Source organism: Bacillus sp. FSL K6-2944, from assembly GCF_038005385.1.
GTDB classification, from domain to species: Bacteria; Bacillota; Bacilli; order Bacillales; family Bacillaceae_G; genus Bacillus_A; species Bacillus_A cereus.
Map to the genome: position 1 here is coordinate 2,957,685 of NZ_JBBOTE010000001.1, position 13,169 is coordinate 2,970,853.

Consider the following 13,169-nt stretch of genomic DNA (forward strand, 5'->3'; position numbering starts at 1 on the left):
TGTTCGACAATTGTGTGAAAATTCCCTTTTAAAGTTTCTTACTTTCCGATAAAATCACAAAAAAATATGTTTATCGTTCATTTATTCCCTTTCGCAACACATTCCATCATAGAAATACAACGAAACGTTCAACCCTTTCCTTTTATTTTACAACAAAAAACACCTCTTGCGGAGCTTTTACAAAATTTCAACGAATTTTTCAACAGAAAAAGCGAGCTAATAATATATATTAGCTCGCTTTTTTCTCTTGATCATAAATATTAATTCCAGCTTGATGTAACATCCATTCAATATGAACACCATATCCTGATGTTGGATCATTTACAAATACATGTGTAACAGCACCAATTACTTTTCCATTTTGTACAATTGGACTTCCGCTCATTCCTTGTACGATACCGCCCGTTTTCGCTAATAGACGTTTATCTGTTACTTTTATTACCATACCCTTTGTGGCTGGGAATTTTTGCTGCACTGTACTAACGACTTCAATATCAAACGCTTCTACTTTATCTTGATCAATAACTGTTAATATTTTTGCCGGTCCTTCTTTTACTTGATGAGATAATGCGATAGGCATTGCTTTATCCATTATCCCGTTTTTCATATTCGTATTTAATTTTCCAAAAATACCATATGGACTATTAATTGTAATATTGCCAATCACTTCACGGTCTGGTGAGAATCTTGCTAATTTCTCCCCTGGATTCCCATGACTACCTCTTTCAATTGATGTAACTGTCGAGCGCATAATTTGTCCATCTTCGACTTGAATCGGCTTTTTCGTATCATTATCAGAAATAACATGACCAAGTGCCCCATATTTCATAGAATCTGGATGAACAAATGTCATCGTTCCAATTCCAGCTGCCGAATCACGGATATACAAGCCAATTCGATAAGACGATTCACCGTTGTCTTTTTGTGGAGTTAGCTTCGTACGAATATATTTTCCATCTCTTAACAATACAAGATTAAGCGGTTCACCTGTTTCTCCACTATTATGAATAAACGGTGCTACATCACTCATTCTTTCAATTGTTTTACCATTAATTTCAGTAATCATATCTCCAATTTGTACACCTGCTGTTTCACCAGGAGATATTTTACCTTTTTCAGTTTGAATTAAATGATGGCCTACAACAAGTACACCTTTTGTATTTAATTTCACACCAATTGATTGTCCACCTGGAATCACTTTAAAATCTTTTAACACTTTCACATTTACTTTTTTTACTGGAAAACCAGCAAGCTGAAATACCATATCAGCTTCACCATTTTGATGAGAATTTACCATAAGTCCTTGTTTTTGTTCATTCGAACTCACTGTAAATACATGACGATTTGTGGATGAAGCTTTGAAAACTGGTAATGATGATATTTCTGATTGTTGTCCTTCAAAAACAACAAGTTGTTTCGGTGATGAAATAAACGTTCGAAGCGGTTTAAAACATCCAATAAAAACTAAAGAAACAAGGAGACAAAGACCTATTATTTTTCGAAATTTTTCTAATTTCAACTTGTTCACTCTCCTCGCTCCTACCCCACATTCAGCCTCTTGGCTTCACTTTTTAATCTCTCCTTGCAGTGCTTTATTTATAACCGGAAGAATTAAGAAATCGTCATTTGAGAAAAAAAGCTATCCATTACTGGATAGCCTCTGCTGTCTGTTTAAAATGATGCGCTTGCGTAAGTAATTCTTTCGCATGCTCTGTCGTTAAATCTGTGATTTCCACACCAGAAATCATTCGAGCTATTTCTGTTACTTTATCCTCCATAGTTAAAACAGTAACCGATGTAATTGTCCGATCATTCGCTACTTGTTTTCGAATAAATAAATGTGAATCTGCCATTGAAGCTACTTGAGGTAAGTGCGTAATACAAAGTACTTGCGAGTTTACTGATACTCGATAAATTTTTTCCGCAATAGCCTGTGCGACCCGGCCACTTACACCCGTATCCACTTCATCAAAAATAACAGATGCAACCCCTTGATGCTTAGAAAAAATGCTTTTTAAAGCTAAAATGATACGAGATAACTCTCCGCCAGATGCAACCTTTGAAAGTGGTTTTAGCGGCTCTCCTGGGTTCGTTGAAATATAAAATTCCACATGATCGTAACCATCCGCCGTAAGTCTTACCGGCGCACCTTCCACAAGGGGCTCTTCTACATTTCCTTCTCTCTTCATAATTCTCACTTCAAATTTCGTTTTTTCCATATATAATTCTTTTAATTCCTGATGAATTGCATTTGTAAGGTGTTCTGCAAGCTCATGACGCATATTACTTAACAACGTTGCTTCTTTCAGAATAACACTTTCTAATTCCTTCAACTGTTTCTTCGTCGTTTCAATATGAACGTCTTTATTTTCAATCGTAAAAATTTCCTGTTCAATTTTATCAGCATACGCTAAAATCTCTTCTACAGTATTTCCATATTTTCTCTTTAGCATACGAATTTCATTCAAACGTGTTTCGATTTCATCTAAACGATTTGGATCATATTCCATCATATCGAGCTTTTCTCTCAGTTGATAGGCAACCTCTTCTAATAAGTAATAGCTATTTGCAATTGAATCATGATTCTCCTGATACACTTCATCTAAATGTGTAATACTTTCCATTTGCCCCATTGCACTTCTTACATTATCTAACCCTTGTCCGTCGGCACTTAACGAACGATATGCATCACCTAACGCTTTATAAATCTTTTCAAAATTAGAAATTTGCAATCGTTCCTCAGTTAATTCATTTTCTTCATCCATCTTTAAATCCGCCTTGCGAATTTCTTCATGCTGAAATTGAATTAAATCTAAGCGATGTGCCATTTGTTGCTCATTTTCACTTAACGATTTCAATTGTTTTTTTAATTTTTCATAGTCAGCGTATACGTTTTGATATATGTCTAATTGTTTAACGATTCGATCCCCATCAAAGTGATCAAGCATAAACAGATGTCGTTCTTCATTCATTAAATCTTGCGTTTCGTGCTGTCCATGAATATCAACAAGTGTTTTCCCAATTTCTTTTAATATGCTAAGTGTAACAAGCTTCCCATTTACACGACATACACTCTTCCCGTTCGCAGCAATATCACGCTTTAAAATAATCATGCCATCTTCTATTTCTATATCTAACTCTTCTGCCTTTTCAATACATGGATGCTTCTCATCTTCAACATAAAATAGCCCTTCAATCTCAGCCTTCTCTGTTCCATATCGAACAAATTCTGCTGACCCACGGCCACCTACAAGTAAACTAATTGCATCAATAATAATCGATTTTCCGGCCCCTGTTTCACCGCTTAAAACCGTTAAACCTTTTTGAAAAGAAATATTTAATGCTTCAATAATAGCAAAGTTTCTAATCGATAATTCCGATAACAATGCCCCATTCACCTCGTTATAAAATAATCCCTTACTAAAGGATTTTCTCAGTTCTTCATTCAAATAATCATGCTATATATTTGTATGTATATACTCTTCTAACCCGCTTCATTGTACCAAACATTTGTTTTACGGGTCAATCCATCTATTTTCTAACTTTATGCAAACAAAATATTATATTACAATTGAAAATTCATATTTTTAACCAATAAAAATATCTTGTTCACTTTCCACTTTACGATGGAAAGCAAACAAGATTTTTTGTTACAACATATTTAAGAAACGATCAGAGACAACACCTGTATCGTCAGGTGTACGGCAAATAATTAAGCAAGTATCATCACCACAGATGGTTCCGATGATCTCATCCCACTCTAAATGATCAATAAGTGCTCCAAGTGAATGAGCGTTACCAGGCAATGTTTTTAGCACAAGCATATGTCCTGCCGTGTCTAATTTTACAAATGAATCCACTAGATTTCGTTTTAATTTTTGTAACGGGTTAAATCGTTGATCTGCTGGCAAGCTATATTTATAGCGCCCATCATGTAATGGCACCTTCACTAAGTGCAGTTCTTTAATATCGCGCGATACTGTTGCTTGCGTTACATTAAATCCCTCATTACGTAAAATATCAACTAATTCATCTTGTGTTTCAATTTCTTTGTTTGCAATAATTTCCCTGATTTTAATATGGCGCTGACCTTTATTCATACATTTGCACCTCACACTATCTCTTACCATAGTTTAAACATTGGTATACTTCACTTATTTATGTTAACTTATAATTCGTTTCTTGTACACAATTGTTTTTACAATCATTATACAATTACAGCAAAAAGAGGAACAACATATGTTATTCCCCTTTCCCTTTTTGTTTTAGAACTTCATGCGCTTCTGTAACAACTTGCTCTATAGAAATCGGAGAATGATTTTCGCCATTCTCACGTTCACCATGCCATTTCAGATGAATTAAAAATTCAATATTACCATCCCCACCCGTAATTGGTGAGAATGTTAAACCTTCCACATCATAGCCTTCTTTTAAAGCAAACTCGACAATCATTTCTACAACAGCTTCATGTACTTTTCTATCACGAACGATACCTTTTTTCCCAACTTGCTCTCTTCCAGCTTCAAACTGCGGTTTAATTAACGCTGCTACATCTCCGTTAGGCATAAGCATTGTTTTTAAAACTGGCAGTATAAGCTTCAATGATATAAATGAAACATCAATACTTGCAAATTGAGGTAAACCACGTTCTAAGTCTGCTGGTGTCACGTAACGGAAGTTTGTTCGTTCCATTACAACAACACGCTCATCTTGACGTAATTTCCACGCTAGTTGATTGTATCCTACATCTAATGCATAAGATAATTTCGCTCCATTTTGAAGCGCGCAATCTGTAAAGCCACCAGTTGATGAACCAATATCTATCATAACTTTATCTTGTAAATCAAGATGAAATGTCTCTAATGCCTTTTCAAGTTTATAACCACCACGACTTACATACGGCATAACTTGTCCCTTCACCGTAATCTCAGTATCTTGCGAGATTTTCTCTCCTGGCTTATCAAGTCTCATCTCATTTGCATATACGAGTCCGGCCATAATGGCGCGCTTTGCTTTCTCACGCGTTTCTATAAGTCCTCGCTCTACTAATAGTACATCTACTCTTTCTTTTTTTACGCTCATTTGTTACGCCCTTTTTTGTTTTGATGGAATCATTGTATGAATACGGTCTACAACAGCATCTGTCGTTAAACCAATTTCTTCTAATAATTTTGTTACACTTCCGTGCTCTATGAAGCGATCTGGAATACCCATTCGTTCAACTAATGCACTATGGTAACCATTTTCAGATGCAAATTCAACTACTCCTGTTCCAAAACCACCGATTAAACAAGCTTCTTCAATCGTTAAAATCGGTATATTCTTTCCTAGAAGATCATGCAAATATGCTTCATCCATTGGTTTAATAAAGCGAGCATTCACTACTTTCACTGAAACCCCAGCTTTTTCAAGACGCTCAGCTGCTTCCATTGCCATTGGTATTGTCGTACCAAACGTTAAAATAGCTGCTTGTGTACCCTCTTTTAACGTCTCCCACGTACCGATTGGAATCGCCTTTAATTCTTCATCCATATGAACGCCAAGTCCATTACCGCGCGCATAACGCAATGCGATTGGTCCATCTTCATATTGCATCGCCGTATAAACTAAATGTTGCCCTTCATTTTCATCTTTCGGCATCATAAGCACCATATTCGGCAAGTGACGTAAGAATGAGATATCAAATACGCCTTGATGCGTTTCACCATCTGCTCCTACTAATCCCGAACGATCTATTCCGATGAAAACATTTAAATTTTGGCGGCATATATCATGAACAACTTGGTCATATGCTCTTTGTAAAAATGTTGAATAAATCGCTAAGAATGGCTTCATTCCTTGCGTTGCCATACCTGCTGCCATTGTTGTAGCATGCTGTTCTGCAATACCTACATCAATCATACGATCTGGGAATTCTTTTTGGAATTTCTCAAGTTTTGATCCAACAGGCATTGCAGGTGTAATTGCTACGATACGCTCATCTGCTCTCGCTAGCTTAAGTACTGTTTCACTAACGACAGCACTCCATGCTGGTGCAACTTCTTTCGGCTTAACGAAGTCACCTGATTCAATTTTATAAGGTCCTGTTCCATGCCAAGTTCCAATAACGTCACTCTCAGCCGGTTTATAACCTTTTCCTTTTTTCGTAATAACATGAACGAGTACTGGGCCTTTTGTTTTCTTTGCATATTGCAACGTTTCGAATAACTTTTCATAATCATGCCCATCGACTGGACCTAAATATGTAAAGCCTAACTCTTCGAAAAAGACACCAGATACTAGTAAATATTTAAGACTATCTTTTATTTTCTCTGCTGTCGCAGCCACTTTCCCGCCAACTGCTGGGATTTTCTTTAATATATACTCTAATTCATCTTTTACCCAGTGATATTTTCCTGCGGTACGTAAACGACCGAGCACATTATGAAGCGCACCAACGTTTGGTGCAATTGACATTTCATTATCATTCAAAATAACAATCATGTCTGTTTTTTCATGTCCAATATGGTTCAATGCCTCTAAAGCCATTCCGCCTGTTAAAGCACCATCTCCAATAATTGGTATAACATATTCTTTCGTTTTCTTTAAATCACGTGCCAGAGCCATTCCCATTGCAGCCGATAACGAAGTCGAACTATGACCAGTTTCCCATACATCGTGCTCACTCTCACAACGTTTCGGGAAACCACATAGACCTTGATATTGCCTTAATGTACCAAACTCTTTCGCGCGTCCAGTTAAAATTTTATGTACATAGGATTGATGTCCTACATCCCATAAAAATTTATCTTGCGGGCTATCAAATAATTTATGCAGAGCAATTGTGAGTTCTACTACACCTAAATTAGGTGCAATATGTCCACCTGTTTGAGAGAGCTCTTCAATTAAAAACTTACGAATATCCTCACTCAATCCCTCTAGTTCACTGATAGACATATCTTTCAAAAAACTAGGGTTTTGAATTTGCGTTAGATCCACACGGATCACTCACTTTCATTTCATAATCTGTCAACATGTCAAATATTATAAAAAACATTTACACAAAACAAGAAATTCTCTTTTCTATTTTTCGTCTTGTCCCGCTATTAACCAGTCTATTGCGCCTTAATCCTATTATAAACCATATTTCTTTAGGCGATGAAAAAAATAGCCGCTAACACGAAGTGATAACGGCAATGTAATCTACATATATTTTTGCCAATAACAAGAAAAGAAAAACCTTTTCCTACATTTATATCATAAAATGATGAATGACTCAACAAATGAAAACGCTGTTATATTAGTTATTACGTTTTGCAATCAAATCGCAAATAGATAGTAAATATTCATCTTGTAATTGCAAGGAGCTAATCGCACCTTTTGCTTCTGCAATTGTTTCTTCTAAAATCTCCTTTGCTCTATCTACAGTAAACAACGTCGTATATGTGCTCTTTTCATTAGAAAGATCGCTACCAATCGGTTTTCCAATCTCTTCTTCAGTTCCTTCCACATCTAAAATATCATCTCGAATTTGGAAAGCTAGACCGATATATTTGGCAAACGTAAGCAACTTTTCTTCTTGCTCTTCTGTCGCATCAGAAAGTATCGCACCCGCAAGTACAGCAAATTCAAGTAGTTTTCCGGTCTTATGTTTATGGATGTACTCCAATTCATCAATCGTAAGGCGTTTCCCTTCCGCTTCCATATCTGCCACTTGTCCGCCAACCATTCCTTCTGGTCCTGCTGCTTTTGCGAGTTCAAGTACAAGTCTTACTTTTTTTTCAGCAGAAATTTCTTTTTGCTCATATGCCATAATAACTTGAAAAGCATATGTCAATAAGCCATCTCCTGCTAAAACTGCCATCGCTTCACCAAATACTTTGTGATTTGTGGGCTTTCCTCTTCTTAAATCATCATCATCCATACAAGGTAAATCATCATGAACTAACGAATATGTATGAATCATTTCAAGAGCACAAGCTGCACCTACTCCAAGATTTCTTTCTTTCCCAAACGCTTGTAATGTTGCAAACAAAAGTAACGGGCGGAGACGTTTTCCACCCGCTTCCAAAGAATATGCCATCGCTTCACGAAGTACATTTGGACATTGTAATCCATTTGCATAGCTTACAAGTTTTTCTTCTACGAAAGTTTTACTTTCTTTCAAAAAAGTATCAAAAGCAATCGTCACTATGCTTCATCTCCTAAAGCAGTAAACGGTTCAAGCTCTCCATCTTCCCCAAGAATAACTGCCATTTGTTCTTGTACATTCTTCAGCTTCTCATCACAAAGCTTAGATAATTCCATACCTTCTTTAAAATAAGAAATCGCTTCTTCTAAAGGTACGTCACCTTGTTCTAGCTTAGAAACAAGATGCTCAAGTTGCGAAATTGCCTCTTCAAAGCTTAATTTATTTTCCATTATTCAATTCACGCTCCTCTATGCCTGATACGCTACAATCTAGTATTCCATCTTGTAATTGAACTGAAACAGCATCTCCAAGGCTTACATCTTTCACACTTTTTAACACTTGCTTCTCTTCATCATATACAAGCCCGTACCCTCTCATCATTACTTTAAGCGGACTTAATGCTTCAAGTTTTTGAGCAGCTCTTACAAAGGCAAATTCTTTCGTTTGAAGTAACGTTTGCATTTCACGTTGTAATTGCTTTTGCAACGTTTCCACAGCTACCTTCGTTTGCATAATTTTTTGAGATGGGTGGTGCTTCTCTAAATAAAATGAAAGTTGCTTTAACTGATTCACCTTTTTATCAATATAGCGCTCTTTCGCTAAAACAAGCTGTTCTAGCGCTCTATCTAATTGCTCTTCCTTTTGCTCATATACTTGTCTTGGATAACGGAACGCATACGATTTTTGCAACACTTGTAGTTTTTCTTCTTTTTTATGTACTAACTCTCTCATCGCTCTTTGCAATCTCAGAGTTCTTTGTAATACCTTTTCTTGTAACTCTATAATATTAGGTGCTGCCAGCTCAGCTGCTGCGGTCGGTGTTGGCGCGCGTAAATCTGCAACAAAATCTGCAATTGTAAAATCTGTTTCATGGCCTACTGCCGAAATAATAGGAATTTCACTCTTAAAGATTGCTCTTGCAACCATTTCCTCATTGAAAGCCCATAATTCCTCAATAGAACCTCCACCACGACCAACGATTAGTACATCTATCTCTCCCATTTCATTCGCTGTACGAATCGCTTGTACAATCGAGGGAGCCGCTGACTCCCCTTGTACAAGTACCGGAAATACAATAACATTCCCAATTGGATAACGACGTTTAATCGTTGTTATAATATCACGAATCGCTGCTCCTGTTGGCGACGTAATCACACCTATTGTTTTAGCGTAAGGAGGAATCGCTTTTTTATAAACTTGAGAAAAAAGTCCTTCCTCTTCTAAACGAACTTTTAACTGTTCGTACGCTAAATGTAAATTTCCGACTCCGTCAGGCTGCATGTCTTGAATATAAATTTGATAAGAACCACTCGCCTCGTAAACAGAGATTTTTCCTTTCACGAGTACCTTCATCCCATTTTCAGGTTTGAATTTAATATTACGATTATGGCCCGCAAACATAACCGCTGCGATTCTTGCATTTTCATCTTTCAATGTAAAATACATGTGGCCACGGCTATGATTTTTAAAGTTGGAAATTTCACCTTTTAACCAAACAGACTGCAAATGCGGATCATATTCTATTTTTGTTTTTATATAGCGTGTTAACGCTGTAACGGTTAAATATTGCTTCTCCATTTCTCTCTCCTCATAGCCGACTCAAATTATTTACAAACGACACCTGCACGTTTGGCAGATTCAACAGTATTATGAAGAAGCATTGTGATTGTCATTGGACCAACACCCTTTGGCACAGGTGTAATGTAACCCGCAACATCTAACACGTTGTCAAAGTCAACATCACCACAAAGTTTTCCTGTTTCTAAACGGTTAACACCAACGTCAATTACAACCGCCCCTTCTTTAATATAATCCGCTGTTATCATTTTAGGTCGTCCAACAGCTACGATTAAAATATCAGCTAACTTCGATAACTCTTTCATATTTTGCGTCTTAGAATGACAATATGTGACAGTAGCATTTTCATTTAAAAACAATTGCCCCACTGGTTTACCGACAATATTACTTCTTCCAATTACTACTACATGTTTTCCAGAAATATCAAGATTTGTTTCTTTTACTAATTCTACAATACCATGCGGTGTACATGGAAGGAATGTATCTTGTCCCGTCATCATACGTCCCACGCTGATTGGGTGAAATCCGTCTACATCCTTTTCTGGTGAAATTCTTTCAATGATAGCTTTTTCTTCAATATGTTTTGGTAAAGGTAATTGCACTAATATGCCATTAATACGGTCATCGCCATTTAAGCGATCGATTTCAGCAAGCAAACGTTCCTCAGTAATTGTTTCAGGAAGTTCAATTAGCTCTGAGTAAATCCCTACTTGTTCACAGCCTTTTTCTTTTCCTTTCACATAAGAACGAGATGCTGGATCTTCTCCAACTAAAATAACTGCTAATCCTGGTACAATACCTTGCTCTTTCAACTTCACAACTTCTTCTGTTAATTGTGCTCGTTTTTTCTCCGCAACTTCATTTCCTTTGATGATTACTGCTACCATTTTAAGATTCCCCCTTAAAGAATTTACAGTGTATCTTTTATATTAGATAAAACGCCGTTAATAAAACGACGAGATTCCTCATCCCCAAATGTTTTAGCAATTTCAATTGCTTCGTTAATTGTTACGTTGTGTGGAATTTCTTCCATGTATTTCATTTCATACACAGCTACACGTAAAATACTGCGATCAACAATACTAATACGCTCAAGCTTCCACTTTTTTAAATTTTGACGAATCGCTTCATCGATTGCTTCTTTATTTTCTACAAAACCTACTACAAGTGACTCTAGAAACTCATTTGTTTCTTCGCCTTCATCTAGCGTGTTTTCCACTGCTACTTTCGGTTCTAATTCACCTGTAATATCCATTTGGTATAATGCTTGCATTGCTCTTTCTCTAGCCGTCCTACGTTTCATTGTAACTCTCCTTTATGCTTCAAGTCTTTCCTTATACTTTGTTATATTATTATAATTTATAAGCCGTCAATTCACTTACTCTTACAGTTTTCATTGATTTTCCAACCTTATAATACAATGATAATAACACAATTTATCGTTTCACACACGGGTTACAAGGCTGAAAAATAATAAAAAGATTAACTTCAAGTTCCATATCTTATCACAATGTACGTTTTTTGGAAAAACGACACATTTTCTTGTTTATTTCTTATTTTTTGAAATAGTATAATAATTAGAGGGTTGTAATTTGTGAAGAAATGAAACGATAAAAAAGATGCCTATGTTACTAGGCACCTTTTCATTCTTACACTGGTTCGATTTCTGTTTTTTGTGTTTCGAATGTTACGCCAACGATGTGAACATTCACTTCTTTTGGCTCAAGTCCTGTCATTGTAAAGAGTGCTTGGCGAATATTGTCTTGAATCTTTTGTGCAACAACTGGAATTGCTACACCAAAATACATTACAACATAAAGGTCAACGATAATATCTTCGTTTGCTAATTCAACCTTTACACCTTTACCATGATTTTTCTTACCTAACTTCTCAACAACATCTGTAGCAAAATTACCGCGCATTGCCGCTACACCTTCTACTTCAGCAGCTGCAATACCTGCAATTACTTCAATTACTTCTGGTGCAATTTCTACTTTACCAAGAGTTGTATCTTGACCCATATCTAACATATGTTCAGCCATGAAAAAAACCTCCTTTAATGTATCACTGCGTCACAAGTTCATGCTCTTCCAAAAATTTCGTATTAAACTCACCTTTTACAAAATCAGGATGATCTAGCAATTGCAAATGGAACGGGATTGTTGTATGTACGCCTTCAATGACAAATTCACTAAGTGCGCGCTTCATTTTTGCAATTGCCTCTTCACGTGTTTTTCCGTGAACAATTAATTTAGCAACCATCGAATCATAGAAAGGTGGGATTGAATATCCCGGATATACAGCTGAATCGACGCGAATACCAAATCCTCCTGGTGGTAAGTACATTTCTACTTTACCTGGAGATGGCATAAATTTTTTGGCAGGGTTTTCCGCATTAATTCGACATTCAATTGCCCAACCATTAAATTGTACTTCTTCTTGCTGTAACGATAACTTTTCTCCTGAAGCAACAAGAATTTGTTCTTTAATTAAGTCCATTCCTGTTACCATTTCAGTAACCGGATGCTCAACCTGAATTCTCGTATTCATCTCCATGAAGTAAAAGGTTTTCGTTTTATATTCATAAATAAACTCAACCGTACCAGCACCTGTATAATCAACCGCTACCGCCGCTTTAACTGCCGCTTCACCCATCTGCTTGCGAATCTCTTCATCAAGTGCAGGTGATGGACTTTCTTCTAATAGTTTTTGCAAACGGCGCTGAATTGTACAATCACGCTCTCCTAAATGAATGGCATTTCCGTGTGTATCTGCCATTATTTGAATCTCAACATGGCGGAAATCTTCAACGTACTTTTCTAAGTATACACCAGGGTTCCCAAAAGCGGTACTAGCTTCTTGCTGTGTAATTTGAATTCCTTTTATAAGCTCTTCTTCATGGCGTGCAACACGAATACCTTTTCCACCGCCACCTGCAGTCGCTTTAATAATAACTGGATATCCAATTTGATTAGCAAGCTCAATCGCTTCTTCGGTATTTTTAATAATCCCTTGTGAACCTGGTACAATCGGAACCCCTGCTTCTTTCATTGTATCACGAGCAACGTCTTTTGTGCCCATCTTTGAAATAGCTTCTGGACTTGGACCGATAAAAATCAAGTTACATTCACGGCATAACTCTGCGAAATCTGCATTCTCTGCTAAAAATCCGTATCCCGGATGAATAGCATCGCAGCCTGTTAACTTCGCAACGCTAATAATGTTTGTCAAATTTAAATAGCTTTCTTTCGAAATCGTTGGTCCTACACAATACGCCTCGTCTGCAATCTGTACGTGAAGTGACTCTTTATCTGCTTCTGAATAAATTGCAACTGTTTCAATATCCATTTCTTTACAAGCACGAATAATTCGTACAGCAATTTCCCCACGATTGGCTATTAATACTTTTTTTATCATCACA

General features: G+C 36.7%; 12 protein-coding genes. All 12 read right to left on the reverse strand.

Annotation, left to right across the window (positions count from 1 at the left end):
• Positions 1-229: 229 nt before the first annotated feature.
• The 12 genes from spoIVB to accC all read right to left on the reverse strand — a co-directional run bounded on the left by spoIVB (position 230) and on the right by accC (position 13,165).
• Positions 230-1,528 (reverse strand): SpoIVB peptidase, encoded by a 1,299-nt coding sequence (gene spoIVB / locus MHH55_RS14935; protein WP_002000940.1) that lies wholly within the window; start codon positions 1,526-1,528, stop codon positions 230-232.
• A 118-nt stretch (positions 1,529-1,646) separates the two neighbouring features.
• Complete coding sequence (gene recN, locus MHH55_RS14940; protein ID WP_000947768.1) at positions 1,647-3,386, reverse strand: DNA repair protein RecN; 1,740 nt, start codon at positions 3,384-3,386, stop codon at positions 1,647-1,649.
• Positions 3,387-3,650: 264 nt separating this feature from the next.
• Complete coding sequence (gene argR, locus MHH55_RS14945) at positions 3,651-4,100, reverse strand: arginine repressor ArgR (protein ID WP_001032580.1); 450 nt, start codon at positions 4,098-4,100, stop codon at positions 3,651-3,653.
• Positions 4,101-4,242: 142 nt separating this feature from the next.
• The gene (locus MHH55_RS14950) at positions 4,243-5,082 is read right to left on the reverse strand and encodes a TlyA family rRNA (cytidine-2'-O)-methyltransferase (RefSeq protein WP_000111875.1); all 840 of its coding nucleotides are present in this window, start codon (positions 5,080-5,082) and stop codon (positions 4,243-4,245) included.
• A gap of 3 nt (positions 5,083-5,085) precedes the next feature.
• Positions 5,086-6,978: a 1-deoxy-D-xylulose-5-phosphate synthase gene (gene dxs, locus MHH55_RS14955; protein ID WP_000366452.1), complete on the reverse strand. Its 1,893-nt coding sequence runs from the start codon at positions 6,976-6,978 to the stop codon at positions 5,086-5,088.
• 301 nt (positions 6,979-7,279) lie between these two features.
• Positions 7,280-8,170, reverse strand: a complete 891-nt coding sequence (gene ispA, locus MHH55_RS14960) for a (2E,6E)-farnesyl diphosphate synthase (protein ID WP_000150381.1) — start codon at positions 8,168-8,170, stop codon at positions 7,280-7,282.
• A complete protein-coding gene (gene xseB / locus MHH55_RS14965; RefSeq protein ID WP_000428423.1) occupies positions 8,170-8,400 on the reverse strand; it encodes an exodeoxyribonuclease VII small subunit in 231 nt (76 codons plus the stop codon). The genes ispA and xseB overlap by 1 nt, the downstream gene beginning before the upstream one ends.
• Positions 8,390-9,748 (reverse strand): exodeoxyribonuclease VII large subunit, encoded by a 1,359-nt coding sequence (xseA, locus tag MHH55_RS14970; protein WP_000415249.1) that lies wholly within the window; start codon positions 9,746-9,748, stop codon positions 8,390-8,392. Before xseA ends, xseB begins: the two co-directional genes overlap by 11 nt.
• Before the next feature lie 26 nt (positions 9,749-9,774).
• Entirely contained in the window at positions 9,775-10,635 is an 861-nt protein-coding gene (gene folD / locus MHH55_RS14975; protein ID WP_000226732.1) for a bifunctional methylenetetrahydrofolate dehydrogenase/methenyltetrahydrofolate cyclohydrolase FolD, read from the reverse strand.
• A gap of 23 nt (positions 10,636-10,658) precedes the next feature.
• A complete protein-coding gene (nusB, locus tag MHH55_RS14980) occupies positions 10,659-11,051 on the reverse strand; it encodes a N utilization substance protein NusB (RefSeq protein WP_000830247.1) in 393 nt (130 codons plus the stop codon).
• Positions 11,052-11,397: 346 nt separating this feature from the next.
• Positions 11,398-11,790, reverse strand: a complete 393-nt coding sequence (locus MHH55_RS14985; protein WP_000807630.1) for an Asp23/Gls24 family envelope stress response protein — start codon at positions 11,788-11,790, stop codon at positions 11,398-11,400.
• Positions 11,791-11,812: 22 nt separating this feature from the next.
• On the reverse strand, positions 11,813-13,165 hold the full coding sequence (gene accC, locus MHH55_RS14990; RefSeq protein ID WP_000592871.1) for an acetyl-CoA carboxylase biotin carboxylase subunit: 1,353 nt from the start codon (positions 13,163-13,165) through the stop codon (positions 11,813-11,815).
• Positions 13,166-13,169 lie beyond the last annotated feature (4 nt).

What these genes read in the sequence shown, in the direction of transcription:
- argR (WP_001032580.1), bottom strand. Translation starts at nt 4,100, where the DNA reads ATGAATAAAGGTCAGCGCCATATTAAAATCAGGGAAATTATTGCAAAC.
- MHH55_RS14950 (WP_000111875.1), bottom strand. Translation starts at nt 5,082, where the DNA reads ATGAGCGTAAAAAAAGAAAGAGTAGATGTACTATTAGTAGAGCGAGGA.
- xseB (WP_000428423.1), bottom strand. Translation starts at nt 8,400, where the DNA reads ATGGAAAATAAATTAAGCTTTGAAGAGGCAATTTCGCAACTTGAGCAT.
- xseA (WP_000415249.1), bottom strand. Translation starts at nt 9,748, where the DNA reads ATGGAGAAGCAATATTTAACCGTTACAGCGTTAACACGCTATATAAAA.
- folD (WP_000226732.1), bottom strand. Translation starts at nt 10,635, where the DNA reads ATGGTAGCAGTAATCATCAAAGGAAATGAAGTTGCGGAGAAAAAACGA.
- nusB (WP_000830247.1), bottom strand. Translation starts at nt 11,051, where the DNA reads ATGAAACGTAGGACGGCTAGAGAAAGAGCAATGCAAGCATTATACCAA.
- MHH55_RS14985 (WP_000807630.1), bottom strand. Translation starts at nt 11,790, where the DNA reads ATGGCTGAACATATGTTAGATATGGGTCAAGATACAACTCTTGGTAAA.
- accC (WP_000592871.1), bottom strand. Translation starts at nt 13,165, where the DNA reads ATGATAAAAAAAGTATTAATAGCCAATCGTGGGGAAATTGCTGTACGA.